The following is a 25,590-nucleotide window of genomic DNA, read 5'->3' on the forward strand; positions in this document are numbered from 1 at the left end:
AGGTTTGCAGGGCAGCGGGAAGGATTGCAATCCTTTCCTTTAATGTTGCGTTGACCGAGATTGAATTGCCATGGCCGATAAAGCCGCAAGCAACGTAATTGCGTTTGCCGCAATGCACAATTTGACCTTCGAATAGCTTGGCATCGGCGCAAGGATCATATAGCTAATCGGTAGACGCTTAACCGCGAGGCGTGTCTCAACGCCTCCACCCGCATGTTCTCGGAGGATCAGTATGACGGAAAAAAGCGCTACAGTGACACTTGGCGAAAAGCAGGTGGAACTCCCGGTCAGGGAAGGCACGATTGGACCAAGCGTCGTCGATATCGCCACGCTCTACAAGCACACGGGCTCCTTCACTTACGACCCGGGTTTCACGTCGACGGCCTCCTGCGAATCCAAGATCACTTATATCGATGGTGACGAAGGTGTTCTCCTTCACCGCGGCTTCCCGATCGAGCAGCTTGCCGAACAGGGCGACTTCCTGGAAACCTGCTATCTGCTGCTTTACGGCGAACTGCCGACGGCTGCGCAGAAGAAGGACTTCGACACCCGCGTTACGCGCCACACCATGGTGCATGAGCAGATGAGCCGCTTCTTCACCGGCTACCGTCGCGATGCGCATCCGATGGCCGTCATGTGCGGCACGGTCGGCGCACTCTCGGCCTTCTATCACGACTCGACCGACATTACCGATCCGCACCAGCGCATGGTCGCTTCGCTGCGCATGATCGCGAAGATGCCGACGATCGCCGCCATGGCGTACAAGTACCATATCGGTCAGCCCTTCGTTTACCCGAAGAACGATCTGGATTACGCTTCCAACTTCCTGCACATGTGCTTTGCCGTGCCCTGCGAGGATTACAAGGTCGATCCGGTTCTGGCCCGCGCCATGGACCGCATCTTCATCCTGCATGCCGACCACGAGCAGAACGCTTCCACCTCCACGGTGCGTCTTGCCGGTTCTTCGGGTGCGAACCCGTTCGCCTGTATTGCGGCTGGCATCGCCTGCCTCTGGGGCCCTGCCCACGGCGGCGCCAACGAAGCGGCGCTCAACATGCTGAACGAGATCGGCTCCGTTGACCGTATTCCGGAATACATCGCCCGCGCCAAGGACAAGAACGATCCGTTCCGCCTGATGGGCTTTGGCCACCGCGTGTACAAGAACTACGACCCGCGCGCCAAGATCATGCAGAAGACGATGTATGAAGTGCTGGAAGCCACCGGCAATTCCGACGATCCGATCATGCAGGTTGCGCTGGAACTGGAAAAGATCGCCCTTTCCGACCCCTACTTCGTCGAAAAGAAGCTTTACCCGAATGTCGACTTCTATTCGGGCATCACGCTGAAGGCGCTCGGCTTCCCCACCACCATGTTCACCGTTCTCTTCGCGCTCGCCCGCACCGTCGGCTGGATCGCACAGTGGAACGAAATGATCGAAGATCCGCAGCAGCGCATCGGCCGTCCGCGCCAGCTCTACACGGGCGCCGGCAAGCGTGACTACGTTCCGGTTTCCAAGCGCTAAACCGGGAATCAAAACATCAAAGGCCGGCGGGTGAAAATCCGCCGGCCTTTTTTATTGGATATTTCGGTAAGAGAAACACGTTCGGCCAACGGCTACGACGGCCAGCCTCTATCAGCCTTGCTGTCTGCGGGCGTTAAACACATCGAGAAGGATGCCAGCGCCGGTTTCGCCCGGAGGCACATCGGTGTGCAAGCGCTGCTGCACCAGAGCGTAACCCTCAAGCATCGCCCGCCGCTCGGTGGTGTCGGATGCAAGCCGTTCGGCCCAGCGCAGCATGGACCCTGGCCGCACCACCTCGTTGAGATATTCTGGTACAACCGGGTAGTCGGCAATCAGGTTCGGAAGCGCGCCCGTCCAGGTTTTTACCCGCTTGCTGAGCATGGTGAAAATCCAGTCGGTCTTATAAACAGAAACGGTCGGCACGCCGGCAAGCGCCAGTTCGAGAATAACAGTACCGGACGCAGCGATCGCCGCATCGGCCCGCGCAAAGGCGTTCCATTTGAAGGCGGAATCAATGCCGATTTCGGGCCTTATATACTCCGGCCATGTTGCCGCCAGCTCGCGTATACGGTTTTCCTGACGCGGCACGGTGGGCAACACGAAACGGGTTGGGCCGTTGCGTTCCACAAAGGCCTTTGCGGCCTCTCTAAATGGCTCCATCAACCGCGTGGTTTCCGTGGAGCGCGACCCGGGCAGCAGAAGAATGGTTTTGGCTTCACCCTTTGCCGGAAGGGAGCGTTCCGCCCGCTTTTGCCGCACCGCCATCACATCGGGATCGACGCTGAGACGATGGCCGACAAAGGTGGTTGGCGGGCCGCCGAGACGCCGCATCGCCTCCGGCTCGAAGGGCAGCAGGGCAAGAACGTGATCGACATAGGACAACATCGCGGTGGCGCGATATTCCTTCCACGCCCAGACGCTGGGGCAGACGTAGTTGATAACCGGCAGATTCGGCAATTGTTTGCGGACTTTTTTCGCAACACGATGCGTGAAATCCGGGCTGTCGATGATCAGCAGAATATCCGGCTTTGCGGCGGTGATCGCCTGCGCAGTCTGGTTGATGCGCGCGATGAGTTTCGGCAATTTTTTGAGGACTTGCGTGAAGCCCATGATGGAGAGTTCGGAATAATCGAACAGCGAGGTCAGTCCCTGCGCTTCCAGCGCCTCGCCGCCGACGCCCATCAGCTCGACGGACCCCGGATATCGAGCTTTGACGGAGCGGATCAAATCCGCGCCCAGAAGATCGCCGGACACTTCCCCGGCAATAACCGCCACTTTTAATGTCGCCGTCATCCGATCATCTCTCCCCGATCATATCACTACCGAGTGATGTATCGATGCCGCAGACAAATATGCCCGCCTGATCGGCGGCTTTCAACATCTCGTCGCGGTCAAGCACCAGCGCCCGTCCCGCTTCGACGGCGATGCCCGCCAGGCCGGCTTTCTGCGCATTCTCCACGGTTTCGATACCGATGGTCGGCAGGTCGGCGCGGATATCCTGTTGCGGTTTGCAAAGCTTCACCAATACACCCCTGCGGCGGGGCGATATGCGGCCCTCGGCACGCAGGGCCGCAACACGTGCAAGCATGGCATCGGTACCCTCAACGCCTTCCAGCGCAACGATGCGACCGCCAACCGACACCGCTCCCTGCCCGACATCAAGCGTGCCAAGCGCAAGTGCCGCCTCAGCCGCCTTGCGAATATCGCGCAGGTCTTCGTCTGTGGGTTTCTGGGTGCCCAAAGTGCCTGTCGTAGCAAGCAGGCCGGGCGCGATCTCGTGAGCGCCGATGACTTTTGCGCCCATCGTGCCGATGACCTTGATCACCATCTGCAACACGGCGTCATCACCGCCCGACAGCAAGGTGCGGACGATGGAGGGCAGTTTCAGCACGATGCCGACTGTCGGGCGGATTTCCCGCCATTCCGGCCGTCGAGCCACGGCGCCGGAAAGCACGACGCGGTCCACCCGGTTTTCACGCAGCAAACGGCCGAGCCCTGCCACGTCGCCCACGCTGATGACAGCATTGTCGAAGCCGCTCCAGTCGAAGCTGGAATCATCACGCAGGCGCACGATGAAGGGATTTTCACCCATCTCGCGGGCCGCGGCCGCCACATAAAGCGGCAGCTGGCCGCTACCGGCCACGATGGCAAGACGCCCGCCGCCTGTCACGGCTCACTTGCCCCGATTGGGCGAAGAGATCGCGCGGTCGGTGCCCGCGCCGATGAAATCGATGACTTCGAGGGCCTGCGGGCAATCCAGATATTCATTACGATCGATTGCCGCCGCGTTGCCGCGGATTGTGCCTTCAGCCTCGAATATCTGCTTGTAGACACGTCGGACCTTGTGAATATCCGCCCGTTCAATGCCGGCGCGCGTCATGCCGACCACATTGAGGCCGCCAAGAATTCCGGGATTGCCGTTCAGCATGCCATAGGGAATGACATCGTAATTGACGGCCGACAGCCCGCCGATAAAGGCCTGACGGCCGATGCGGGTAAACTGGTGCACGGCGCAGCCGCCGCCCAGAATAGCACGGTCTTCGATGGTGACATGGCCCGCCAGCATCACATTGTTCGACAGGATGATGTGATTGCCGAGGCGGCAATCATGCGCCACATGCGAATTGGCAAGGAACAGATTATCGTCACCGACAATGGTCTTGCCGCCACCATCCGAACTGCCGGCGTTCATCGTAACGCCTTCGCGCATGACACAGCGTTCGCCGATCTCGAGCGTCGTTTCCGATCCGTCGTGGCGAACCGCCTGCGGGGTGCCTCCAATGACGGCCATGGGATGGATCACCGATCCACGGCCGATGGTGGTCAGGCCTGAAACGACGGCATGATTGTGCAATATGACGTCGTCGTGCAGCGTGACCTTTGCGCCGACATAGCTGAGCGCGCCGATAACGACATTTTCACCGATAACCGCACCGTCTTCGACAACGGCGGTCGGGTGAATTTTGGCCGAGGCGGCTACCCGGCTCATTGCTGGTCCTCGGGGATCATCATCGCGCCGACATCAGCCTCCGCCACCAGGGCGCCGTCGACCTTCGCCTCGCAATGGAATTTGAACACATTGCCGCGCTGACGCTGCTTGACGACGTGGATTTCCAGGCGATCGCCGGGGATCACGGGTTTGCGGAAACGCGCATTGTCGATTGTCATGAAGTAGACCAGATGGCCGCCCTCGCCCTGACTGCGGGCGCATATTGCACCTGCCGTCTGCGCCATGGCTTCGACGATCAGAACGCCCGGCATGATCGGCCGATCCGGGAAATGGCCGGTGAAATGCGGTTCGTTGACCGTGACGTTCTTGATGCCGGTCGCCGAGTTGTTACCATCGATATCGATGATCTTGTCGATCAACAAGAATGGGTAACGATGCGGCAGAAGCTTCATGACTTCCAGAATGTCAGCCGCGCCGAGCGTCGTCTTCGTTTCTTCAGTCATTGTTTTTTTCTCCTGTTTTTTTATCACGCGCTTCAGCGCGCGCCAGAATTTCGGCCATGTCGCGCAGGAAATACTTCATCGGACGTGCGGGCGTTCCGCCGTAACGGGCGCCGGCAGGAACATCGGCGACAACACCACTCATCGCCGCGATCTGCACACCATCACCAATGGTGATATGGCCATTGACGCCCGCCGCGCCGCCGATCATCACGCCATCGCCAATGCGGGTGCTGCCCGCAATGCCGACCTTGCTGACGATGCCACAATGGCGGCCGATGCGCACGTTGTGACCAATCTGGACCTGGTTATCAATCTTTGTGCCTTCGCCGATGACGGTGTCATCCATGGTGCCGCGATCGATCGTGGTATTGGCGCCGATCTCGACATTGTCCTGAATGATGACCCGGCCGATCTGCACGATTTTAAGCATGCCGCGGGGACCGGGAGCGTAACCGAACCCATCCTGACCGATGCGTGCGCCATTATGGATAATCACATTGTTGCCGATGAGGGCGACCAGAATGCTCGCACCACCGGAAATGGTGCAATCGCGCCCCACCTGCACATGCGGCCCGATGATGACACCGGGGCCAATCCGTGTACCGGCACCAATATGAGCGCCGGCGCCGATCACGGCGAGCGGCTCAACGATCACGCCCGCCTCCAGCTTCGCCGACGGATCGACATGGGCGGCCGGAGAAATCTCGGTCTCCATCGGCGCAATCGTCGCGGGACGCATGGCGGAGGGATGCAGCAAGGCACCCACCTGCGCAAAAAGCGTATGCGGATTTTTCGAGATCAGTGCGGGAATGTGAGACGGCACCATATTCGCCAGCGCAGCGTCGCAAATGACGGCGCCAGCCTCGCAGCTTACCAACTCATCGCGGTTCTTGCGGGAGAGAATATAGCAGAGCTGATCGGGTTTTGCCCGGTAGACCGGCGCGACGGACCTGATAATCCGCTCACCTGCCGCCTCATCAGACAGTTCCGCCCCAAAACGGTCTGCGATGTCTTTCAATCGCAATCCATCGTGGGGCGGAAAAAAGGCGTTGTATTCCATTAGCCGGAAACTCCAGAACGTTCAAAGTTGCAGTTCTGGACTGCCGATATCAGAAAGTGTTGGACATGCCAAACCGGAAACGCTGTTCCTCGTCGTAGTCTTCCTTGGCGATCGGTACAGCATAGTCAACACGGATCGGACCGAAGGGCGATGCCCACATCACGCCGATACCAGCGGATGCGCGGATGGAGTTGTCATCCTTTACACCTGCACTGTTGGCGACCTTGTTGCCGTAAAGCGTACCGGCATCGACGAAACCAGCCAGACGCAGGCCGAAATCTTCCGGAACGCCAGGCATCGGGGCGGTAACTTCAGCAGAAGCTGCGAAGTAGGTCGTGCCGCCGATGGAGTCGTTACCGATGCGCGGGCCAATACCGTCGTTCTTGAAGCCGCGAACCTGACGGCCGCCGAACTTGAACTGATCGAATACCAGCAGATTGTCGCCAGTCGGAACAACATGACCCGCCTGACCGGTGATCGAGCCGATGACATCGTACTCGTCCGACAGCGTGTAATAGAAGCGCGCCTTGGCATAGATCTTGTAATATTCGGAATCGCCGCCGAGGCCCGCAAATTCGTTCGTCAGGGCAGCCTGCCAGCCTTCGCGCGGCATGTTGCGGTCGTCGAGCGTATTGTAGTTCAGCGTGTTGGAGATGATGGACTGAGTCCAGTCGCCACCACGGATCAGAGCCTTGTAGGGTTCGGCAAGGTTGCTGCCGGTTTCCCAATCGCCCTCACCATCATAGTTGAGCTGCTTGTAGGTATATTTGAACGTCGTCGAGAGGTCTTCGGTGATCGGCGCAGTCACACGCAGCGCGAAGCCCTGTTCGTCGTAATCATAATAGTCTTCGCTGCGGCTCTGGCTCTTGAACAGGTCGAAACCTGCGGCCAGACGGTAGCCGAGGAAATACGGCTCGGTGAAGGACAGCGTGTAGCTGCGCGCATCGTCTTCGCCCGCACCAGCGGCGATACGGATGTACTGGCCGCGACCGAGGAAGTTCTTTTCTTCGATGGATGCCTCAAGCAGAACGCCGTCGTTCTGCGAATAACCTGCACCGATACCGAACGAACCCGTCGACTGATCCTCAACATCAACCACGATGACGACGCGGTCAGGCGCGCTGCCGCCAGCGGTCGAGATGTTGACCTTCGAGAAATAACCCAGCGCTTCGAGACGGCGCTTTGCCGCCGTGATGATCGTCTGGTTGAATGCATCGCCTTCGGAAATATCGAATTCGCGACGGATGACATAGTCACGCGTGCGGGTGTTGCCGCGGATTTCGATACGCTCGACATAGGCGCGCTCGCCCTGATCGACGATATAGGTCACACCGATGGTGTTGCCGGACATGTCGCGGTCACCGCGCGGCGTTACGCGAGCAAAGGGATAACCTTCACCGGCAACGCGCTTGGAAATCGCTTCCATGCTCTGCTGAACTTCCTTGGCGCTGTAGCTGGCGCCCTGGCGGGTTTCAACGAGACCCTGCAGTTCAGAACCATCGACACCCGGAACGGTCGATTCGACAGCGACGTTACCGAAGTCGTATTTCTTGCCTTCATCCACCGTGATGGAGATGGTGTATTCGTTCTTGGACTCGTCCAGCACAGCATCGGACGACACGACCCGGAAGTCGGCATAACCGCGGTTGTAATAGAACTGGCGCAGCGCCTCTTCGTCGGCGCGCAGCTTGTCCTCATTATAGACGTCCTTACGTGTCAGGAACGACAGCATGTTGGACTTCTTGGTATTGATGACGGCGGCCAGACGACCGTCGCTATAGGAATTGTTGCCGACGAAATCGATGCGGCCGATCTTGGTACGCTCACCTTCGTTGATGACGAAAGCGATGTTCACGCGGCCCTGACCGACGGAAACGGTCTGCGTGGTTATTTCGACATCGCTGCGACCGATTGCGCCGTAAGCTTCCTTGATGCGGGCAATATCCGCAGTCACGATCGCCTGATTGAACGGGCCGAGCGACTGGGTCTGCACGATGCCGGCGAGCTTGTCGTCCTTGATCTTGCGGTTGCCGTTGAAGACCACCTGGTTGACCAGCTGGTTCTCATTGACGGTTACGACCAGCGTGCTGCCGGAGACGCGCATGGAGACATTCGAGAAGTAACCGGTGGCGTAAAGACGCTTCACCGATTCATCGATATCCGAATTGGAAAAGTTTTTACCCGGCGCAATGGTGATGTTGGAACGCACGGAGTCCGCACCGGACCTCTCGGCCCCGCGAACATCGATCTTGCTGATAACGGCTGCATGTGCAGCACCAGCAGAGGCAAGCACGCCAAGGCCCGCAACCGAAGAAACACCAGCAGACAGCGCAACCGCCGACACCGCGTTCAAAAATCTTGAACCAGCCTTCATTTCAAATCTTACCTTTTTACGTTGTCCCTCAGCGGGCGGAACCCGACTCCGGCCATGTGCGTCGTTTTACCTGCTTTTCCCCTACAAGCAAGTCAGAACGTTAAATTCTGTTTACTTCGTGATCCAGAGTGGCTCATTCGCCACTTCGGCATAAAAACAAGGTAAACAAGCTCCTAACAAAACCGTTAAAACACAATCCTCAGCCGATCAAGCTGCTGATATCATTCCATGTTGCAAAAACCATAAGACCCAGAATCATCGCCATGCCGATACGGAACGCAACTTCCTGCGCGCCGGCGCCGAGCGGCCTGCCGCGGATGGCCTCGATGGCATAAAACACCAGATGCCCACCGTCCAGAACCGGGACAGGCATCAGGTTCAGAAGTCCGATCGACACTGAAAGCACGGCAGCGAGCTGGATGACGGCGGCGATGCCGAGTGTTGCCATCTGGCCGGATGCCTGCGCAACGCGCACCGGACCACCGAGCTGATCGGCATTCATGCGGCCGGTCACCAGATTGCCGATATAGTTGAAAGTGCCGGTGATGACATGGCCCGTCTCCCGCACGCCCTCAAGCAGGGCCTCAGACGGCGAATATTCAATATGGCGGAAATTGCCGCTGGTCTGATTGGTCACGATGCCGATGATGCCCATTTCCAGCTTGTTGCCGAACTGGTCCGTGGTCTCGGTGCGGGTCGGAACCATTGGCAGCTTCAGCTCCTCGCCTGCCCTCTCGACAGTCACGGTGATCGGCGTGCCCGGCCGGATGCCGACGTAACGGCGGACATCTTCGAAGGTCATGACTTTTTCGCTGTCGATCGCCACCAGACGGTCACCGGGACGCACGCCTGCCGCTGCGGCGGCGCTGTTTTCACGCACCTCGGCGACAACAGGATCGGCGATCATCCGGCCATATACACCGAACAGAACCGCAAAGATGAGGATCGCCAGGATGAAGTTGGCGATAGGGCCCGCCGCAACCGTCGCCGCCCGTTTCCACAATTTTGCGCCGGCAAGTGTCTGCGCCCTCTCCTCCAGCGACATATGCGACATGCCGGAACTATCCGGCTTGCTCGCCGCATCTTCGTCGCCGAAGAACTTGACGTAGCCGCCGAGAGGGATCGCGGAAATCTTCCATCGCGTGCCATGCCGGTCGGTAAAGCCGATCAGTTCCGGGCCGAAACCGATGGAGAATGCGGTGGAGCGGATGCCGCTCCAGCGACCGACGAGATAGTGGCCCATTTCATGGACGAAAACGAGCAGTGAAAGCACCAGGATGAAGGGCACGATGTAGCCGGTCAGAAAACCGGTCGCCGCCATTACTGTGTTCATGACAATCTGCCCTTTATGTCGTGACCTTTCGCGCCGCTTAAAAGCCCGGCAGGAGACCGCCGCCCGATCCGGGCACGTCGCCGGTTGCCGCCGCATGCACGAAAGCAATGAGGAATACCGTAAAGCAGGCGAAAACAAGACCGTCAACACGGTCCATGAAGCCGCCGTGGCCCGGGATGAGATGGCTGGAATCCTTGACCTGGAAACGCCGTTTCACGAAGGATTCGAAAAGATCGCCTATCTGGCTGAAGACCGAGAGGATGAAGGCGAGCCCGAGTACCAGCAGACTGATCCTGCCGTGATAGGCGAGCGATACCGCGCCGCCGCCGATCAGCGCGGCCACGGCGCCGCCGATCGCTCCGGACCAGGTCTTGCCGGGAGAAATCGCCGGTGCGAGCTTTGGTCCGCCAATGGCGCGCCCGACGAAATAAGCAAGAATATCCGTCGACCAGACAACGGCAAAAATGAACAGGATGGAGACGAATCCGGTCAACTCGTCACCACGAATGGCAGCCAGCGAAATGCCGCTGAGACCGGCATAGATGATGCCGCCCACCAGCCACCAGTTCCTGCCGCGCAGAACGGGGAAAAGCGCTGCCGTCAACGTAAAACCTGACAGCAGCGGCAGATCGAGTGACGGTTCGCCAAAAATCGTATTGCCGGCGATGACGGCAACCGCGAACCAGCCCCAGGCATTGCCGGTGGAATTGGTTTCGGACAGCCGGGTAACCGTCGACCATTCATAATAGATGAGGATCGCCAGAAGACCGGCCACGATGCGGAACAGAATGCCGCCATACCAGGTGGCGGCCAGAATGACCGTCGCCATGACGATTGCGGAGACTATCCGCAGTCTGAGTTCACGGCTCATCAGGCGCCTGCCACGGCAACCTGCTCGGCGATGGCGCCGAAGCGGCGATTACGCGTTGCATATTGCTCGATTGCGGAAAAGAACAGCTGCCGGTCGAAATCGGGCCAATATTCGGGAACGAACAGGAACTCGGAATAGGCCGCCTGCCAGAGCAGGAAATTCGACAGGCGCTCTTCGCCGCTGGTGCGGATGATGAGATCCGGATCCGGCATTCCGCACGTATCAAGTCTCGCCGAAATCATCTCTGGCGTAATCGATGCGGCATCCAGCCGGCCTTCCGCGACATCGCGGGCAATCGCCATAGTGGCGCGGGTAATCTCGTCACGGCTGCCGTAATTGAAAGCGATCACCAGCGTCAGCTTGGTGTTGCCAGCCGTCATCTGCTCCGCCTCTTCGAGAAGGGAGCGGATGTCGTTTTTCAGGCCCTGCCGGTCGCCGATGATGCGCACACGAACGTTTTCACGATGCAGTTCCGCAAGGTCGCGCCGGATGAAGGCCTTCAGAAGCCCCATCAGATCGCTCACCTCGGACTCAGGCCTGCGCCAGTTTTCCGAGGAGAAAGCGAAAAGCGTGAGATAGCTGATGCCGCAGTCGCCGGCCGCACGCACGGTTTCGCGCACGGCCTCAACCCCGCGGCGATGCCCCATCACGCGCGGAAGACCGCGCTGTTTTGCCCAACGCCCATTTCCATCCATGATGATGGCGACGTGCTCGGGTATTGAGGAACGTGTCGTCGTCGGCATATCGATCCAGTAACAGGCAGTGCGGAATTAAAACGAATAAAATACAGGTCTATCGCAAGCGATATCAGACCTGCATGATTTCTCTTTCCTTCTCGCCAAGCAAGCGTTCAATCTCGGAAATCGTGTCGTCGGTCATTTTCTGGACCTTTTCGGACTGTCCACGGCTTTCGTCCTGACCGATGTCGCCATCTTTTTCGGCTTTTTTCAGGCCGTCCATGCCGTCGCGGCGCACATGGCGAATCGCCACCTTTGCTTTTTCGGCATAGTCGTGGGCCACCTTGACGAGCGACTTGCGGCGCTCTTCGTTGAGTTCAGGCAGCGGAATTCTGAGGTTCTGGCCGTCGACGATCGGGTTGAGACCGAGATTGGATTCGCGAATGGCGCGGTCGACGGCGTTGACCATCGACTTGTCCCAGATGTTGACGCCAAGCATGCGCGGCTCGGGAACGGTGATGTTTGCCACCTGGTTGAGCGGCACGCGCGAGCCATAGGCCTCAATGGTCACGGGGTCGAGAATGTTGGCCGAAGCACGACCGGTGCGCAGCGATGCTATATCGCTCTTGAACGCATTGATGGCGCCATCCATGCGGCGCTTGATATCGTTGAGGTCAATACCACTCATCTAGATACTCCATCTCTGTCGGCCATAGCGGCCGGAATTCGCCCCGGGGGCGGCATGTTTTTTTGATTACTTGTCGTGCACGATGGTCTTGCGGCCGCCGCCGGTCAATATCTGTGCGAAACCGCCCTTCTCATGGATCGAGAAGACAATGATCGGGATATGGTTTTCGCGGGCAAGCGCGACAGCCGCGATATCCATCACCGCCAGACCCTTGCCGAGCACTTCGCTATGAGTCAGCTCGTCGAAACGGGTGGCCGTCGGGTCCTTCTTCGGATCGGCGGAATAGATACCATCCACCTGGGTGCCCTTGAAGATGGCCTCCGCGCCCATTTCCGCAGCGCGCAGGGCTGCGGCGGAATCTGTGGTGAAGAACGGATTGCCGGTGCCGCCGGCAAAAATCACCACGCGACCCTGGGCAAGATGGTGAAGGGCCGCACGCTGCGAGAAGCTCTCACAGATTTCAGGCATGGCGATTGCGGAGAGAACAACGGTGTCGATGCTGAGCTTGCGGAGCGAGGTTGCGAGCGCCAGCGCGTTGATGACGGTTGCCAGCATGCCCATATGGTCGCCGGTAACACGGTCGCCACCCTTGGACGCCACGGCCACGCCGCGGAAAATATTGCCGCCGCCAACGACGACGCCGACTTCAACACCCATCGCCCTTGCTTCGGCAATATCAGAGGCGATCCGGTCGGCCACCGCCACATCGATACCGAAACCCTGATCACCCATAAGGGCTTCGCCGGAAGCCTTGAGAAGAACACGTTTGTAGATCGGCTTGGAAGACATCATGACTCCTCGGAAATGTAACCGAAACGCGGATACACGAAGGGCACCGCGTTGTCACGCGATGCCCTCCCGTTTTCCCAAGATTGGGTAAATATAATCAGCCCTTGGCGACTGCGGCGACTTCTGCTGCGAAATCGCTTTCTTCCTTCTCCACGCCTTCGCCGAGCAGCAGGCGAACCATGCCGGTCACTTCGATGGAAGCGCCAGCTTCCTTTTCAGCTTCCTTGACGGCAGCGCCGACGGTGATGTCCGGGTTGATGACGAAAGCCTGCGACAGAAGGGCGACTTCTTCGAAGAACTTGCGCATGCGGCCATCAACCATCTTTTCGATGATGGCTTCCGGCTTGCCGGATTCGCGGGCCTGCTCGATGAAGACGTTGCGTTCGCGCTCAGCAACGGCGGCGTCGACTTCTTCAGCGCGGATGGCGAGCGGGTTGGTTGCAGCGATGTGCATGGCAACCTGGCGGCCGATGGAGTTCAGGACAGCCTTGTCGCCTTCCGACTTCAGGGCAACGAGAACGCCGAGCTTGCCGATGCCGTCGCCGGCAGCGTTGTGGACGTAGGTCGCGACAACGCCGTGCGGAACTTCAAGCGCTGCAGAGCGGCGCAGCGTCATGTTTTCGCCGATGGTGGCAATCGCGTCCTTGATGCTGTCGGCAACGTTCTTGCCGGTTGCAGGGTAATTGGCGGCGGAAACAGCCTCAACGGTGCCGTCGGTGGAGAGGGCAACCTGGGCGATACCGCGGATGAGGTCCTGGAACGCGTCGTTACGGGCAACGAAGTCGGTCTCGGAGTTGAGTTCGACAACAACAGCCTTGTGACCCATGGTGGCGACGCCGATCAGACCTTCGGCAGCCGTACGGCCGGACTTCTTGTCGGCCTTTGCGATGCCCTTGGCGCGCAGCCAGTCGATCGCCGCTTCCATGTCGCCATTGGTTTCAGCAAGAGCCTTCTTGCAGTCCATCATGCCTGCGCCGGATTTCTCGCGCAGTTCCTTCACCATTGCGGCTGTGATTTCGGTCATTGTTTGCCTCTTATCGGTTCGATCGGTCAGCCGGCTGAATTTGCCGTGCCGAAGTTCTGGGTGATGAGTGTACCCGGCCGCACACCCTTTGAAACCGGAGAGGATTTCAGGAAAGGGGTATGCGCATTCCCAAGTGCTGCGGCGTCTCCATACATCGAAATGATGGGTGCCGCCGAAGTGTGACAGCGTTATGAAGACTGCCTTCCGTTTCAACCACATCGGACGCCAGCGGCTTCTTAAAAAAACGCGGCGGAGCGCTTGAAACGAACAAGGCCGTCAACCCATTGAAGGTCTTTGACGGCCTTGTCATATCCTGGTCGAGGAGACGGCGATCAAGAAATCGCCGCCAGACAGGGCCTAAATCAGGCGCCAGCCTCGTCTTCGAGAGCGGGCTCGATCGGAGCTTCTTCGGCAGCGCCGATGTCGCGGCCGGAAGCGCCCTGCTGACGTGCGATACCGTCGATGGCAGCGCGGGCGATCAGGTCGCAATAAAGCGAGATGGCGCGCGATGCGTCGTCGTTACCCGGGATCGGGTAGTCGATATGGTCAGGGTCGCAGTTGCTGTCGATGATCGCAACGACCGGAATGCCAAGACGCTTGGCTTCTTCGATCGCGATCTTTTCCTTGTTGGTGTCGATGATGAACATCAGGTCCGGAACGCCGCCCATATCGCGAATACCGCCGAGAGCCTTTTCAAGCTTTTCGCGCTCGCGCTCGAGGTTCAGGCGTTCCTTCTTGGAATAGCCGGAGCCTTCCGAGTTCAGGATTTCGTCAACCTTGCGCAGACGCTGGATCGAGTTCGAAATGGTCTTCCAGTTGGTCATCATGCCGCCGAGCCAGCGGGAGTTGACGTAGTACTGGGCCGAACGCTTCGCGCTGTCGGCGATGATTTCGGACGCCTGACGCTTGGTGCCGACGAACAGAACGCGGCCGCCACGGGCAACGGTGTCCGACACGACCTGCAGGGCGCGCGACAGCATCGGAACGGTCTGAGCCAGGTCGATGATGTGGATGTTGTTACGGTCGCCGAAGATGTACGGCTTCATCTTCGGGTTCCAGCGGTGTGTCTGGTGGCCGAAGTGAACACCAGCTTCCAGAAGCTGGCGCATAGAAAAATCGGGCAATGCCATGCCTTGTTACTCCTTTTCCGGTTTAACCCCCGCGAAGCGAACAGCACCGATTTTCATCGATACCACCGGGCGGAACGGACCGGATTTCTCCCGGAACATCCCAAGCTTCGCGTGTGGAATGGTGAGCCGCATACAGTCGCCCGCATGAAAATGCAAGCATTTATGCGAAAAAATCGCTCAAATAGCCGCGTTTCAGCGGACTGGCTTGTTTTCGCAGGTTTCGGGCTTGAGAATATCAAGCTTCGCAAGCTTTCCAGTCAGAACGAAATCGCCGTAATCCATCGTCAGATCGCGGGTGATTCCGTTTTCGTAGAGCTTGAACGACATGCGGTAGATCGGCAGGGCGTCGGTGCCGGTCTTGTCGTTATAATAGGCGATCGTCACCGGCCAGAATGCCGCCTTGGCGAAATCGCCCGCCTTGCCGGCGTCCGCGTCGCCATCCTTCGGAGTTTGCGACTTGCCGACCAGCGTCGAAGTGATCAAGCTCTCATCACCATCATCGGAACCATCGAAGATCCGGGATTCGAAGATGCGCTTCCCCTGTTTCGCATGTTCGATGACCTGAAACATATGCTGCGTCGGGAATTCGCTGGCGACGAGACTGACCTGGCGGGCATCCGGGCGGGTCAGATCGACCTTCATGCCGTCGGTGCCGTCAATTGCCGCGCCCTGCACTTCCTTGTCCAGCTTGTCGTCGGTGTAGGACTTGGTCTCGAAGGTGAATTTCTTGGCCGTCAGATCCTCGAAGGTCGTGGTCTGCTGGTCGGTCATGCGAACCGCGTCGCCGGTGTTGATCTGCGTCACGAAGCGGAAATCCGTCTTGTAACCCTGACAGGCCGAGCCGGTGAATTCATAGACCATGCGGCCCGTCATGCCCTCGATGCCGGAGCGGTCGGACGCATCCTTCAGTTCGAGATCATAGACTGCGCGATGGGCAACGAGGTCCGGAACCGCCACCGGCAAGGCATTGGCGGCGTTTGACAGGCCGGTCATAAGCCCTGTTGCGGCAACGAAACCAAGCGTCCTGACAAACATGCAATATCTCCTGTTGGAAGAGCCGCTCATATTGTACAAGCAACCGCCCGGCTTTTGGATCAACATCTTCTGAATGCCGGATTCTTGAAGGATTTACAACAAAACCGGAGACGAAAATGTCGGATGTCATCGAAGGCCGCCTCAAGGAACTTGGCTTTACGCTTCCCGTAGCCGCAGCACCAGCCGCAAACTACGTTCCCTTCACCATCAGCGGCAATCTGCTTTATGTATCGGGTCAACTGCCGATGGAATCTGGCAAGATTGCGGTGACCGGCCTTGTTGGCCGCGATGTCGACGTGGCCGGCGCCCAGCGCGCTGCCGAATTATGCGCCGTCAACATTCTCGCACAGGTCAAGGCCGCATTGAATGGCGATCTCTCGAAAATCCGCCGCGTCATCAAGCTGAACGGCTTTGTTGCCTCTGTCCCCGAATTCGTGGAACAGCACCTCGTTATCAATGGCGCCTCCAACCTTCTCGCCAATGTTCTCGGTGATGCCGGCAAACATGCCCGCGCCGCCGTTGGCATGGCCTGCCTGCCTTTCAATGCCGCCGTCGAGATCGACGCCATCGTGGAAATCGACGCATGACACTGAAACTTTCCTGGCTGACGGCGCAGCCCGTCGCCCATCGCGGTTATCATGATCTCAACAAAGCGGTTTGGGAAAACACGCTTTCCGCTTTTTCCCGCGCCATCGAGGCCGGGTTCGCCATCGAATGCGACGTGCAACTGGCGGCCGACAGCGTGCCGGTGGTTTTCCACGACCATGACATGGCCCGGCTGACAGGCATCAATGGCGACGTGCGCGAGCGCACGTCAGGTGAACTGGCCATGCTTGCGGTTGGCCAAACCAAGGACCGCGTCCCTACCCTCAGACAGCTTCTGGCGCTTACCGCCGGCAAGGTGCCGCTGGTGATCGAGCTGAAGGGCCGTGAGGGTGAAGGTGTCGATGACGGTTTCGCCGAGGCGGTTCTGGAAGACCTGGAGGGCTACAAGGGCCATGTGGCGCTGATGAGCTTCGACCACCACCTGCTGAAGGACCTGAAGGCTGCGGGCTCGCCCTGGCCGCTGGGTCTCACCGCCGAAGGCGACAAGCCGGAAGACTTCTTCAAACACGACGAAGCGATGCAGTTGGGTCTTGATTTCATCTCCTATCATTGGGGGCATCTGCCCAGCAGCTTTATCGAAGCGCAAAGAAAACTTGGCCTTCCGGTGATTACATGGACGGTCAGGGATGAAAATGCGCGCGAGACTACCTATAAATATGCGGACCAGATGACATTCGAGGGTTTCGACCCGAGAGAGAACCCATCCGCCACGGCATGACAGAAGACTATTCCATTCGCGTTGCGCAATCCCTCGGGGATATTGACCCGGAAAGCTGGAAACAGCTTTCCGGAACATCGCGCAATACGTCAGGAAAACCGTACAATCCTTTTATTTCCCATGCTTTTTTATCATCGATGGAAGATTCCGGATCGGCGACAGCCAAGACCGGCTGGCTTGGAAATCATCTGCTACTCGAAAACTCGTCCGGTGATCTGGTCGGGGCAATACCGGCCTATCTGAAGAACCACAGCAAGGGCGAATATGTGTTTGACCATGGCTGGGCGGATGCTTTCGAGCGGGCCGGCGGTCATTATTATCCGAAACTGCAATGTTCGGTTCCCTTCACTCCGGCGACAGGGCCGCGGCTGCTCACTTCCGAAACGGTGGACGAAACGCGCTTCAAGCCGCTCCTTGCCTCCGGCCTCGCCCAAGTGACGGAAAAGATCGGCGTTTCTTCCGCACATGTCACTTTTCTGCCCGAGGACGATCTTGCCGCACTTCTGCCGCGCGATTTCCTGCACAGGACCGACCAGCAATTCCACTTCCTCAATGACGGTTACCGCGATCACGATGATTTTCTCGACGCCCTTTCTTCGCGCAAGCGCAAAGGGCTGAAAAAGGAGCGCCGCGCAGCGCTGGAAAACGGCATCGAGATCGACTGGCTGACCGGAAGCGATCTGACCGACGATATCTGGGATCAGTTCTTCGCCTTCTATATGGATACCGGTGGCCGCAAGTGGGGCCGGCCCTATCTGACGCGGGAGTTTTATTCGCTGATCGGCGAACGCATGGCCGATGACGTGCTGCTGGTGATGGCGAAACGCGATGGGCGTTACATTGCTGGTGCGATCAATTTCATCGGTTCGGATGCACTTTATGGCCGCCACTGGGGCTGCATCGAGGATCATCCCTTCCTGCATTTCGAGGTCTGTTATCATCAGGCGATCGATTTCGCGCTTTCCAGGGGACTGAAACGGGTGGAAGCGGGTGCGCAGGGTGAGCACAAGCTGGCGCGCGGTTACGTGCCGGTCACCACCCATTCGGCGCATTTCATCGTCCATCCGGGCCTGCGCCGCGCAATTGCCGATTATCTTCAGCGCGAGCGCGAGGAAGTCGAGCATATCGGCGATTATCTTGATGAACACACGCCCTTCCGCAAGGGCGAGAGACAGGAACCGGACGTTTAGTCCGCCATGAGGAGAGATCACGATGACGGCCAGCGCCTATGACGACAACAATATCTTCGCAAAAATCCTGCGTGGCGAAATTCCAAGCCACAAGCTTTACGAAGACGAGCATACGCTTGCTTTCATGGATGTGATGCCGCAGGCCCCCGGCCATCTGCTGGTCGTTCCCAAGACCGGCTCCCGCAATCTGCTCGATGCCGACCCGGAAGTGCTGGCGAGAACCATCCCCGTGGTGCAGAAACTCGCCGTGGCTGCCAAGGAGGCCTTCGATGCGGATGGCGTCTTCATCGCCCAGTTCAACGAACCGGCGGCTGGCCAGACCGTGTTCCACCTGCATTTCCACGTCATTCCGCGCAAGGAAGGCGAGCCGCTGAAGCCGCATTCCGGCGTAATGGCCGATGGTGAGGTGCTGAAGGCGCATGCAGAGAAGATAAAGGCAGCGCTTGCTTCGTGATAGCTGCCTAGCATGTGACGTCATCCTCGGCCTTGTGCCGAGGATCCAACCACGTATCTGAAATCAATCGGTTGCAGATGCTCGGGACAGGCCCGAGCATGACGGAGGAGAGGTTTTCGGACTGATCATTCCGGAGAACGGTAAGCATTCCGTTCCGGCCATGGCCAGCCTTCAAGCACCGCCGTATCCGGCCGGAAAATCTCCACCTTCAGCGGATAACAGGCTGCCGTATCGCTGGAATGGGTAGCGCTGCAATCGCCGCCCGGGCAGGCGGAAAGAGCGCCGATGAGATCGATTTCCGCGAAGAGTTCCAGATAATCACCCGGCCGCACCGGGCTCGCCTTCATGAAATATTGATGCGTGTCGCGGGTAAAACCCGTACACATGAAGACATTCAGCACATCGTGCACATGCGGTTCCGCCTCGCCGAATGACAGGTTTTTGGCCGAGGCAAGCGCATTGGTCAGGTTCGAATGGCAGCAATGGTGGTAATCGCCGCCGCTGAGCAGCTTGTTGGTATAGGGATCGCAGCGAGTGCCGATCACGTCATGCACGCCGCCGCCATCCTCGTCAAAGCCATACCATGAAAGCGTATCATGGGTGATGGTCGCCATCGGCCGCAGGGACGGCAGGTTGCTCCACATCCGGTTGCCGACGGAAACATGGGTGGCATGCAAAGCACGGGTCTTGCCGCTGAAAAAACGCTCGGTCAGATCATGGGCGTTCCAGAGGTTCAAATCCCCCACTTGCGGACCTTCGATGCTGACGATGCGGAAAAAATGCCCCTTCGGCACATTGAAAGTCCGACCATCACGCGGCGGCACGATGACCTCGTCGATCTTCTCCATGCTCTCCCTTGCCCTTTCCAGACGCGCGAGGTCCGGTGTCTCAAGAGTACCGTTCGGATAAACGACGACAGGGCGGATAGCGCGGCGCATGGCGGCGTCAACGGGTTCGGCAGCAGGCATAGGGGTCATGAAATCCTCGAAGCGATGAAATGTCGATGTGAAATTGCGGCATGGATGACCGGCTGACAAGACGGGTTTTTCTTGCGCTCAGGGCAAGTCTTACTTACCCTTGCGGACCATGAAACTGCCGCCACTCGCCACACTCCGCGCTTTTGAAGCCGCCGCTAGAAAACAGAGCTTTTCTCTCGCCGCGCAGGAGCTCGGCATGACGGCGACTGCCGTTAGCCAGCATGTGCGCAATCTGGAGGCTTGGCTCGGTGTGCCTCTGTTCGATCGGCATGCGAGAGGCGTGAGGCTGAGCCCGGCGGGAAAGGAATTCGGTATTACGGTTTCGGCCAGCTTGCGGCAGATCGCTTCCGGCGCGGAACGGATCAGGCGAGGCAGCGGCGACCGCATGACTGTCCGCCTTGCCAGCCTGCCTTCGGTGGTGGCGCATTTTCTGACGCCCCGCCTGCCCCGCTTCCGGGCACTCCATCCCGATATCCAGGTATCGATCAGCTATTCCGGGCGAGATGATGCCACGCAACCCGATCTCAGCATCATCCACGGCCCGACACCTGCGCAGAGCGCCATGGCGCTTTTCAGCGCCGAGACGCGACCGACATGCGCACCGGCCTATGTCGCAAAATACGGTCCCTTCGATGAGGTATCGAGCCTGCTACAGGCGGAATTATTGCATGACGACAGCGAGACCGCATGGCGGGGCTGGCTCGCGACGGCTGGCCTCTCCCTGCCCAAAACCGCCGGCCCCATCTTTGCGGATTTCAATCTGCTCGTAACCGCCCTCAAGGCCGGGCAAGGCATCGGCCTTTGCCCGACAGCACTTCTTGGCGACGAGATCGCCGAGGGTCAATTGACCGTACTTTCCGATCGGGCGACCGATAGGGACAAATATTACTGGCTGATCGAATCGGGAGAGATGACCGGACCGGCCCGCATCCTGTCGGACTGGCTGGTTGCGGAAGCCCGCGGGCGCAAAACTCTTGGCGACTATTCCGCCGCGACGATCTGAGCCGGAGAGGTTGTCGCCTCCCCGGCCCGTTCCCTTGCCGAAAGCCAGTTGAGCAGTCGGGCCGAAGCGGCGCAGACGATGACAAAAGCGACGAGGCCGCCGAAAACATCGGAAAGATGGTGTCCGCCCTGCACGAGAACAGCCAGTAGCATCACGAAATTCAACGGCAGGATCACCGCCATCGCCAACCAGTAACGCGGCACGAACCAGACGGACATCGCCGCCATGAAGATGTGAAACGACGGAAAGCCAATCAGCCCCAGCACGTTTCGTGGTGTAAGGTAACTCACGCCCTCCTGCCCCAATCGCATCAATTCCCGCCCGTAAGCGGGATCGACCGCCAATGGGATTGTCTGTGCAACCCACTGCGGCAGCTCGTGATAGGCCTTGGCGCCATAGGTCGGGAAAAAAATCCAGAAGGTGATACTGACCATCGCGCCAATCACGCCCGTGACGAGAAAATGGTGCAGCATCCTGTCCTTACCGGTGAAACCCAGCGTGATGATGATCAGCAGGAGTTGCGGCAAGGAGGTCGCATAAACCATGAACAGCGTTTTACCGATCCAGGGATATGTGGCTGCCCAAATAACGATATCCGGCCAGCTATAACCGAAAGCCGCATCCACGCGGAAAAGCGCCTGATCGATGACCGGAAAGGCGACCGGCAGAAACATGTAGTTGAAAACGGAGGCAACGAGCGAAAACAGGATGAACAACCCGCTCGAAATCAGGGCGGTGGCGATACCGAGGTCACGCCCGCTTTTACGATAGAATTGGCCAAGAATGAAAACACCTACGCCCGCCAGCGCGCATAGAAAATAGCCGGCATAATCGACACTGATGCCTTTAATGGCGATCGATACCGCGTCGATGACAAGCAATATGGCTATAAAGCCAAGTACAAACCGTTCTGCCGCAAAGAGTCGCATGAAGCCGATATCCCTGTTTAGGATACGCAATCTAAAACAGAGAGATTTAATATTCGAATAAATACAAATCAAAAACCGAGCACAAACAACCCGCCGGCCAGAAGCACGATCGGAACCGCCACGCCGACGATGACACGCTGGCCGGCCAGCAGAAATGCGATGAAACCGAGGGCCGCCGCGCCGATGCGCAGCCAAAGGGGTGTGGCTTCCAGCGTTCCGGTTGGAAAGACGATCAGCTTGGCGGTAACGGCCATGACCAGTGAGGTGGCGACTGCCCTCACCCAATAAAGCGCCTCGGAATCTTCTTTCAGGCGGTTGCCGGCGAGGACGCCGAGCCAACGCCAGAGATCTGTCGCCAGCCAGCCGGCGATGGCGATGAACAGATAGGGCGCCCACCAGTTTTCGGTCATCATGGCTCACTCTCCGGCGACACGGGTTTGATCTTTCGGCGGAAAACGAAGCGGTCAATCACATAGGCAAGCGTTCCGCCACCGATGCCGGCATAGAGAATATCGAATTCGGGGGCGATAACCGCAAAGGCCGGCCCGGCGATCACGCCGATGACGAAAGCGACCTTGACGACGGAGTGGCGGGCCGACGCCCATATCGACGCCACGAAATAGACGGGTGTGAGGAAAAACAGCACACCGGCAACCAGCGGCGGAAAGGCGGCGACGACGCCATAACATAGGCCGACGATGATGGCGTTGATGACGGTAAGCGTGATGCCGAAACCGGCGAACCAGGCGGCACGCGCCTCACGCGGTACTTTCGACAGGTTCTGCGTGGCGAAGACCCAGGCCGTAATCGCGACGAAATGCGAGAGAAACAGCAATATCCATGTCGGCGTTTTCGCACCGCGCATCTCCGGAACGATGGAGGCGACCATGGGCATCATCCGGACCGACGACAGCGTGACCGCCAGAAAACAGGCGGCGAGATTGGCGCCGCCAACCATGGAGCCGATCAGGATCATCTTGGCAGGCAGAGCCCAGATCATCAGCGTCATGAACACCGCTTCGCCGCGCGGCACCCCGGATTCCAGCGCAAAGGCACTGAAACCGACAAAGGATGTCATGAGAATGAGCGAGGGCAGCGAGAAAATGCCCCGCATTCCCCTGAAGAACCAGCCACTGAGGGGGATGGCATCGCTATCTGCAGTTTGCATTCAAGATCCACTACACATGAAAATGCCGGGCTTTCGCCCGGCATCGATTTATCGGTCGCTTAACCGCATCACCTCTTCTTCGGCACCTTTGGCACCGTATTGGCCTTGCGGCGTGGCTTGTTCTCCTCGTCGGGCTTATCCGCCTCGGCAACCAGAACATCCGCTTCCTCATTGGCCGTTGCCGCCTTCGAAGCGGGTTTCGCCTTGGCCTTCGACGCCTTGCCCGGCGACTTGGCGGCCTTCAGTTCCGCTTCCGGCTTCGGCTTCACGGGTGCGGTTTCCGGCAGAACCTCAAGCATGAGGCCGTCGGAACCGTCGTCCTTCTTGCCGACGGTGACGCTGACGACACCGCCCTTCTTGAGCTTGCCGAAGAGGATTTCGTTGGCAAGCGGCTTCTTGATGTGTTCCTGGATCACGCGCGACAGCGGGCGAGCACCCATCTTTTCGTCGTAACCCTTTTCCGCCAACCAGGAGATCGCATCCTCATGCAGATCGAAGGTGACGTTACGTTCGGAGAGCTGGGTTTCCAGCTGCATGACGAACTTCTGCACGACCTTGTGGATAACGGCGGTCGGCAGCGGCGAGAACGGAATAATCGCATCCAGACGGTTGCGGAATTCCGGCGTGAACAGGCGATTGATCGCCTCTTCATCCTCACCCGTGCGGCGTGAAGAACCAAAACCGATGGCCGATTTGGCCATTTCGGACGCGCCCGCATTAGTCGTCATGATGAGAATGACGTTGCGGAAGTCGATCTTCTTGCCGTTATGGTCGGTCAGCGAGCCATGGTCCATTACCTGCAACAGAATGTTGTAGATATCCGGATGCGCCTTTTCGATTTCGTCCAGCAGCACCACGGAATGCGGATGCTGGTCGACGCCATCGGTCAGGAGACCGCCCTGATCGAAGCCGACATAACCGGGAGGTGCGCCGAGCAGACGCGACACGGTATGGCGCTCCATATATTCCGACATGTCGAAGCGCAGCATCTCGACACCGAGCGAGGCAGCGAGTTGCTTGGCCACTTCCGTCTTGCCGACACCGGTCGGGCCGGAGAAGACATAGGAGCCGATCGGCTTGTTCGGTTCGCGCAGGCCGGCGCGGGCCAGCTTGATGGCCGTTGCCAGCGCCTCGATGGCGATGTCCTGACCATAAACGACCGAGCGCAGTTCCTTTTCGAGATTGGCGAGAACCATCTCGTCGTCCTTGGACACCGTCTTGGGGGGAATGCGGGCCATCGTTGCGATGGTGGCCTCGATCTCCTTTTCGGTGATCAGCTTGCGGCGCTTGGAAGCGGGCAGCAGCATCTGCGCGGCACCGGTTTCGTCGATCACATCGATCGCCTTGTCCGGCAGCTTGCGGTCGGAAATGTAGCGGGCCGACAATTCAACGGCAGCCTTGATCGCCTCATTCGAATATCTGAGGTGATGATAATCTTCGAAATAGGGCTTCAGGCCCTTCATGATTGCGATGGTGTCATCGATCGACGGCTCGTTGACGTCGATCTTCTGGAAACGACGCACCAGTGCGCGGTCCTTTTCGAAGAACTGGCGATATTCCTTGTAGGTGGTCGAACCGATGCAGCGGATCGCGCCCGAAGACAGAGCCGGCTTCAACAGGTTCGATGCATCCATCGCGCCGCCGGACGTGGCGCCAGCGCCGATGACGGTGTGGATTTCGTCGATGAACAGCACCGCGCCCGGAAACTCTTCGAGTTCCTTGACGACCTGCTTCAGACGTTCTTCGAAATCACCGCGATAACGGGTGCCGGCAAGCAGCGTGCCCATGTCGAGCGAGAAGATGGTGTCGTTGGCCAGCGCTTCCGGCACCTTGCCTTCGACGATGCGCTTGGCGAGGCCTTCGGCAATCGCCGTCTTGCCCACGCCGGGATCCCCCACATAAAGCGGGTTGTTCTTGGAACGGCGGCAGAGGATCTGGATGGTGCGGTTGACCTCTTCGTGGCGGCCGATCAGCGGGTCGATCTTGCCGTTGCGCGCCTTGTCGTTGAGGTTGACGCAATAGGCCTTCAGCGCGTCCTGCTGCTTTTTGGCGGACGGTCCTTCTTCCTCGGGATTGCTGCGGCTTGCCTTGTTTTCGCTTTCGGGCTCATCAGCCCCGCGCGGCGCACGCGTCTGCGACGTGCCCGGACGCTTGCCGATGCCGTGGGAGATATAATTGACCGCGTCGTAACGGGTCATTTCCTGCTCCTGCAGGAAATAGGCGGCATGGCTTTCACGCTCGGCGAAAATGGCCACGAGCACGTTGGCGCCGGTCACTTCCTCGCGGCCGGACGATTGTACATGAATAACGGCCCGCTGGATGACCCGCTGGAAGCCGGATGTGGGTTTGGAATCCTCGTCGTAACCGGTCACGAGGTTCGTCAGTTCATTGTCGACGTAATCACTGACGGTCTTGCGCAGCGCATTGAGATCGACATTACAGGCACCCATCACGGCGGCGGCATCCGCGTCGTCGATCAGCGCCAGAAGGAGATGTTCAAGCGTCGCATATTCGTGGTGACGCTCATTTGCAAAGGTCAGTGCCTGGTGCAGCGCCTTCTCGAGACTTGGGGAAAAAGTTGGCACGTTG

25 protein-coding genes are annotated in these 25,590 nt (G+C 58.8%); 6 read left to right on the forward strand and 19 right to left on the reverse strand.

Translation table 11 applies throughout. The features are described 5' to 3' along the window. Positions 1-232: 232 nt before the first annotated feature. On the forward strand, positions 233-1,522 hold the full coding sequence (gene gltA / locus ACQZ5F_RS06345; RefSeq protein WP_006312523.1) for a citrate synthase: 1,290 nt from the start codon (positions 233-235) through the stop codon (positions 1,520-1,522). A gap of 111 nt (positions 1,523-1,633) precedes the next feature. Here gltA and lpxB read toward each other — a convergent pair whose 3' ends face one another. The 14 genes from lpxB to ACQZ5F_RS06415 all read right to left on the reverse strand — a co-directional run bounded on the left by lpxB (position 1,634) and on the right by ACQZ5F_RS06415 (position 15,956). Further along, positions 1,634-2,815, reverse strand: coding sequence for a lipid-A-disaccharide synthase (lpxB, locus tag ACQZ5F_RS06350; RefSeq protein WP_137084156.1), 1,182 nt, complete (start codon positions 2,813-2,815; stop codon positions 1,634-1,636). A 4-nt stretch (positions 2,816-2,819) separates the two neighbouring features. Further along, positions 2,820-3,692 carry an LpxI family protein gene (locus ACQZ5F_RS06355; protein ID WP_046800227.1) on the reverse strand — a complete coding sequence of 291 codons (873 nt, stop codon included), beginning with the start codon at positions 3,690-3,692 and terminating at the stop codon, positions 2,820-2,822. 3 nt (positions 3,693-3,695) lie between these two features. Further along, positions 3,696-4,511 (reverse strand): acyl-ACP--UDP-N-acetylglucosamine O-acyltransferase, encoded by an 816-nt coding sequence (lpxA, locus tag ACQZ5F_RS06360; RefSeq protein ID WP_137084154.1) that lies wholly within the window; start codon positions 4,509-4,511, stop codon positions 3,696-3,698. Beyond that, the gene (gene fabZ / locus ACQZ5F_RS06365) at positions 4,508-4,975 is read right to left on the reverse strand and encodes a 3-hydroxyacyl-ACP dehydratase FabZ (RefSeq protein WP_004441570.1); all 468 of its coding nucleotides are present in this window, start codon (positions 4,973-4,975) and stop codon (positions 4,508-4,510) included. Before fabZ ends, lpxA begins: the two co-directional genes overlap by 4 nt. Next, positions 4,968-6,035, reverse strand: coding sequence for a UDP-3-O-(3-hydroxymyristoyl)glucosamine N-acyltransferase (gene lpxD / locus ACQZ5F_RS06370; protein WP_046800229.1), 1,068 nt, complete (start codon positions 6,033-6,035; stop codon positions 4,968-4,970). Before lpxD ends, fabZ begins: the two co-directional genes overlap by 8 nt. A gap of 49 nt (positions 6,036-6,084) precedes the next feature. Then, a complete protein-coding gene (gene bamA / locus ACQZ5F_RS06375; RefSeq protein WP_448731071.1) occupies positions 6,085-8,409 on the reverse strand; it encodes an outer membrane protein assembly factor BamA in 2,325 nt (774 codons plus the stop codon). A gap of 199 nt (positions 8,410-8,608) precedes the next feature. Continuing rightward, the gene (gene rseP / locus ACQZ5F_RS06380; protein WP_162249011.1) at positions 8,609-9,730 is read right to left on the reverse strand and encodes an RIP metalloprotease RseP; all 1,122 of its coding nucleotides are present in this window, start codon (positions 9,728-9,730) and stop codon (positions 8,609-8,611) included. Positions 9,731-9,779: 49 nt separating this feature from the next. Further along, positions 9,780-10,613, reverse strand: a complete 834-nt coding sequence (locus ACQZ5F_RS06385; protein WP_225339879.1) for a phosphatidate cytidylyltransferase — start codon at positions 10,611-10,613, stop codon at positions 9,780-9,782. Next, the gene (locus ACQZ5F_RS06390; protein ID WP_225244364.1) at positions 10,613-11,356 is read right to left on the reverse strand and encodes an isoprenyl transferase; all 744 of its coding nucleotides are present in this window, start codon (positions 11,354-11,356) and stop codon (positions 10,613-10,615) included. Before ACQZ5F_RS06390 ends, ACQZ5F_RS06385 begins: the two co-directional genes overlap by 1 nt. A 64-nt stretch (positions 11,357-11,420) precedes the next feature. Then, positions 11,421-11,978, reverse strand: coding sequence for a ribosome recycling factor (gene frr, locus ACQZ5F_RS06395; protein ID WP_046800234.1), 558 nt, complete (start codon positions 11,976-11,978; stop codon positions 11,421-11,423). A 66-nt stretch (positions 11,979-12,044) separates the two neighbouring features. Further along, positions 12,045-12,767, reverse strand: a complete 723-nt coding sequence (gene pyrH / locus ACQZ5F_RS06400; RefSeq protein ID WP_003502561.1) for a UMP kinase — start codon at positions 12,765-12,767, stop codon at positions 12,045-12,047. Between the two features lie 97 nt (positions 12,768-12,864). Further along, a complete protein-coding gene (gene tsf, locus ACQZ5F_RS06405; protein ID WP_046800235.1) occupies positions 12,865-13,791 on the reverse strand; it encodes a translation elongation factor Ts in 927 nt (308 codons plus the stop codon). 362 nt (positions 13,792-14,153) lie between these two features. Then, positions 14,154-14,921 (reverse strand): 30S ribosomal protein S2, encoded by a 768-nt coding sequence (rpsB, locus tag ACQZ5F_RS06410; protein ID WP_046800236.1) that lies wholly within the window; start codon positions 14,919-14,921, stop codon positions 14,154-14,156. Between the two features lie 192 nt (positions 14,922-15,113). Next, on the reverse strand, positions 15,114-15,956 hold the full coding sequence (locus ACQZ5F_RS06415; RefSeq protein ID WP_046800237.1) for a cell envelope integrity EipB family protein: 843 nt from the start codon (positions 15,954-15,956) through the stop codon (positions 15,114-15,116). A gap of 116 nt (positions 15,957-16,072) precedes the next feature. Between ACQZ5F_RS06415 and ACQZ5F_RS06420 the strand changes: the two genes are divergently transcribed. Genes ACQZ5F_RS06420 through ACQZ5F_RS06435 form a run of 4 tightly spaced genes read left to right on the forward strand, consistent with a single transcriptional unit; the run spans position 16,073 to position 18,924 of the window. After that, positions 16,073-16,543, forward strand: coding sequence for a RidA family protein (locus tag ACQZ5F_RS06420; protein WP_046800238.1), 471 nt, complete (start codon positions 16,073-16,075; stop codon positions 16,541-16,543). Then, on the forward strand, positions 16,540-17,280 hold the full coding sequence (locus ACQZ5F_RS06425) for a glycerophosphodiester phosphodiesterase (protein ID WP_448731072.1): 741 nt from the start codon (positions 16,540-16,542) through the stop codon (positions 17,278-17,280). The genes ACQZ5F_RS06420 and ACQZ5F_RS06425 overlap by 4 nt, the downstream gene beginning before the upstream one ends. After that, the gene (locus ACQZ5F_RS06430) at positions 17,277-18,470 is read left to right on the forward strand and encodes a GNAT family N-acetyltransferase (RefSeq protein ID WP_448731073.1); all 1,194 of its coding nucleotides are present in this window, start codon (positions 17,277-17,279) and stop codon (positions 18,468-18,470) included. The genes ACQZ5F_RS06425 and ACQZ5F_RS06430 overlap by 4 nt, the downstream gene beginning before the upstream one ends. A gap of 22 nt (positions 18,471-18,492) precedes the next feature. After that, the gene (locus tag ACQZ5F_RS06435) at positions 18,493-18,924 is read left to right on the forward strand and encodes an HIT family protein (protein WP_003496252.1); all 432 of its coding nucleotides are present in this window, start codon (positions 18,493-18,495) and stop codon (positions 18,922-18,924) included. Between the two features lie 125 nt (positions 18,925-19,049). Here the strand turns inward: ACQZ5F_RS06435 and ACQZ5F_RS06440 are convergent, their stop codons facing one another. Next, positions 19,050-19,901, reverse strand: coding sequence for an urea carboxylase-associated family protein (locus tag ACQZ5F_RS06440; protein WP_448731074.1), 852 nt, complete (start codon positions 19,899-19,901; stop codon positions 19,050-19,052). Between the two features lie 109 nt (positions 19,902-20,010). Between ACQZ5F_RS06440 and ACQZ5F_RS06445 the strand changes: the two genes are divergently transcribed. After that, on the forward strand, positions 20,011-20,904 hold the full coding sequence (locus ACQZ5F_RS06445) for a LysR family transcriptional regulator (protein ID WP_448731075.1): 894 nt from the start codon (positions 20,011-20,013) through the stop codon (positions 20,902-20,904). Here the strand turns inward: ACQZ5F_RS06445 and ACQZ5F_RS06450 are convergent. From ACQZ5F_RS06450 to clpA, 4 genes are all read right to left on the reverse strand, one after another. Continuing rightward, a complete protein-coding gene (locus tag ACQZ5F_RS06450; RefSeq protein WP_225339884.1) occupies positions 20,883-21,833 on the reverse strand; it encodes a phosphatase PAP2 family protein in 951 nt (316 codons plus the stop codon). The genes ACQZ5F_RS06445 and ACQZ5F_RS06450 overlap by 22 nt on opposite strands. 68 nt (positions 21,834-21,901) lie before the next feature. Further along, on the reverse strand, positions 21,902-22,246 hold the full coding sequence (locus ACQZ5F_RS06455; RefSeq protein WP_046800244.1) for an AzlD domain-containing protein: 345 nt from the start codon (positions 22,244-22,246) through the stop codon (positions 21,902-21,904). After that, positions 22,243-23,001 (reverse strand): AzlC family ABC transporter permease, encoded by a 759-nt coding sequence (locus tag ACQZ5F_RS06460; protein ID WP_137084144.1) that lies wholly within the window; start codon positions 22,999-23,001, stop codon positions 22,243-22,245. Before ACQZ5F_RS06460 ends, ACQZ5F_RS06455 begins: the two co-directional genes overlap by 4 nt. A gap of 68 nt (positions 23,002-23,069) precedes the next feature. Beyond that, complete coding sequence (gene clpA / locus ACQZ5F_RS06465; RefSeq protein WP_225339885.1) at positions 23,070-25,586, reverse strand: ATP-dependent Clp protease ATP-binding subunit ClpA; 2,517 nt, start codon at positions 25,584-25,586, stop codon at positions 23,070-23,072. Positions 25,587-25,590: the final 4 nt, after the last annotated feature.

Source organism: Agrobacterium sp. 22-210-1, assembly GCF_053522525.1.